The organism is Roseivirga sp. UBA1976 (assembly GCF_002336325.1).
Lineage (GTDB): Bacteria > Bacteroidota > Bacteroidia > Cytophagales > Cyclobacteriaceae > Roseivirga > Roseivirga thermotolerans.
On sequence record NZ_DDDQ01000149.1, the window covers coordinates 1 to 2,622 of the forward strand.

At 44.7% G+C, this 2,622-nt stretch carries 2 protein-coding genes and 1 pseudogene; 1 reads left to right on the top strand and 2 read right to left on the bottom strand.

Going from position 1 to position 2,622, the window contains the following annotated elements; genetic code table 11:
* Both B3763_RS15340 and B3763_RS15345 read right to left on the bottom strand, forming a co-directional pair.
* Nucleotides 1–85: pseudogene (locus B3763_RS15340) on the bottom strand (3'-5' exonuclease); the annotation flags it as partial.
* The gene (locus tag B3763_RS15345; protein WP_286747576.1) at nt 85–1,455 is read right to left on the bottom strand and encodes a UDP-N-acetylmuramate--L-alanine ligase; all 1,371 of its coding nucleotides are present in this window, start codon (nt 1,453–1,455) and stop codon (nt 85–87) included. The gene B3763_RS15345 and the pseudogene B3763_RS15340, both read right to left, overlap by 1 nt.
* A 209-nt stretch (nt 1,456–1,664) precedes the next feature.
* On the opposite strand from B3763_RS15345, the gene B3763_RS15350 reads away from it, so the two are divergent.
* On the top strand, nt 1,665–2,622 hold a 958-nt coding region (locus B3763_RS15350; RefSeq protein WP_286747579.1), incomplete at its 3' end, for a replicative DNA helicase.

The following is a 2,622-nucleotide window of genomic DNA, read 5'->3' on the forward strand; positions in this document are numbered from 1 at the left end:
ATTCTACAATTCTGTCGTGTGCTATATTAATGCCGGTGGTTTCCAGGTCGAAAAATACGAGAGGGTTTTTTAGGTTGAGTTGCATTAGCCTGTTATTCTATTCTTAATGGTTTCTATGTCCAAACCTCCGAAATTTCCTGAGCTCATCAAAAGCAGGTTGCGATTATTCCAGTTTTGGTTGAGTAAATACTCTTCCAGCTTAGGTGCTTCTGTAAACAGTCGAATGTCCGGTCGGTTAAAAGCCTCGCGCAGTTCAGCTTCTGTAATCATTTCCAATTTCTTGGCTTCTACTGCTTTTGGGTTTATGAAAATGAGCGCCTCGTGCGGAAGGTTGTAACAGTCTTTGTACTGGTATATGAATGCCTTGTTGAGGCTGCTAAAGGTGTGTAATTCCAGGCAAGCGGTGAGTTGCCGTTTGGTAAACTGCCGGGTTACAGCCTCAGAAGTAGCTTTCAGCTTAGAAGGGGCATGGGCAAAATCTTTATAGATGCTGCAATTTTGGCCTTCTCCTATTAGTTCCAGCCGTTTAGAAGCTCCTTTGAACGATTGTATGTGAGTGAAAAACTGCTCATCGGAAACACCCAACTCATTGAGTAAACAGCGAGCTGCATTCAGGTTCTGGAGGTTATGCTGACCAAACACTTGCAAGCCATATTCATGACCTTCCCACTCAACAAAGGTCTTGTTATTCCTAACGGTTGCCGGAAGTGCATCGTAGGCCAATAAACGTTCTTGTGGTATTTCTGCCCGATCGATCAGACTAACAAGCCGCGGGTCGGAGGCCGCATAAAAGAGTTTGCCTTCCGGAGGTGTTAAGTCAATGAATTGGGCAAATTGATGCTCGTATATGTCCAGAGTAGGGAATACGTTGTAATGATCCCAGGCTATACCGGTTATGCAGGCATAATGGTGTTTGTAATGAAGAAATTTTGGAGTAAGATCCAGAGGGCTTGTGGTGTACTCATCGCCTTCAATTACCATTACCGGAGCGTCAGAAAGTTTTACCATGGTTTCAAAGCCCTCTAACTGTGCACCCACCAGATAATCGAAAGCCCTACCCGTTTTTTGCAATACGTGCAGCACCATAGAAGTAATAGAGGTTTTGCCATGAGAGCCGGCCACTACCACCCGGGTTTTGGCCTTAGATGCCTCGTGGATAAACTCAGGGAATGAGTAAATTTTTAAACCTAAGGCCCTGGCCTTGAGTAGCTCCGGGTTGTCTTTTTTGGCATGCATACCCAAAATCACATAGTCCAATCCACTATGCACTTTGTCGGCATTCCAGCCTTCTTTTTCAGGCAATAAGCCATGCTTTTGGAGGTTAGTTTTAGAGGGGTCAAAGAACATGTCGTCAGACCCAGTAACTTGATTGTCAAGTAGTTTTAGGCAAATGGCCAGGTTGTGCATAACACTTCCGCCAATGGCAATAAAGTGAACCTTCTTATTTTTTAGCATGAATTGTTTTCTGAAGAATGCGCCAAAAATAAAGGAAAACTAAAGGCGTTCCAATCATAAGGTACTGATATACATGCGCGTGGATAATGGTGTGCACAACTGTGCACAACTTGTTTGCAACTGGTCATTATTGTTGTGCATAGAGCGGGGAAAAATAAAGGTTCGCATCTGCTTGAATTTGTGGCCCGGATAAGGATAGTTTTGTGCTTATGGAAAAAGGAAAATCAGCAGCATTGAGGCTCGGATATAAGTCTAAAAACCTTTCGGTGGAAGGTGCCCAGTTGGGTAAACTTCCTCCGCAGGCCATAGATTTGGAAGAGGCTGTATTGGGTGCGCTGATGTTGGAGAAGGATGCACTCACCAATGTGATTGACATTTTAAGCCCGAACTCTTTCTACAAAGACAGCCACAAAGAAATATATCAGGCCATATACGATCTGTTTCAGGCTTCGGAGCCTATCGATATCCTTACCGTAACCAGCTACCTCAGAAAAACGGGAAAGCTGGAAATGGTGGGTGGCCCGTATTACATAACTCAACTTACCAATAGGGTATCTTCTGCCGCCAATATTGAGTATCATGCCCGAATTATTGTGGAGCAATCCATTAAGAGGGAACTTATTCGAATTGCTTCTGAAATTCAGAAAGATGCCTATGAAGATACCACCGATGTTTTTCAGCTACTCGATCGGATGGAGCAGTCGCTTTTTGAAGTGTCTGAAGCCAATATCCGCAAGGAGTACGATAGCATGAAGAATATTATGGCTACGGCCCTTGAAGAAATTCAGGCACGTAAAAACCATCAGGATGGACTGACGGGCGTGCCTTCCGGCTTCACAAGTCTGGACAGGGTAACTTCAGGCTGGCAGCGATCTGACTTGGTAATTATTGCTGCCCGTCCAGGTATGGGTAAGACTGCTTTTGTGGTTTCGGCCCTCCGAAATGCGGCCGTAGACCATGGCCATGCCTGTGCTATATTCTCTCTAGAGATGTCATCGGTACAGTTGGTTAACCGACTTATTTCTGCCGAAGCAGAGTTGGGTAGTGAAAAAATTAAAAAAGGTAACCTGGCTGAGCACGAATGGGCTCAGTTGGTACACAAAACAGCGAATTTAACCAAAGCCCCCATATTTATTGACGATACCCCAGGTCTTTCCATCCTCGAAT

Bases quoted from the DNA above. Each gene is read 5' to 3' on its own strand.
- B3763_RS15345 (WP_286747576.1), bottom strand. From the start codon at position 1,455: ATGCTAAAAAATAAGAAGGTTCACTTTATTGCCATTGGCGGAAGTGTT.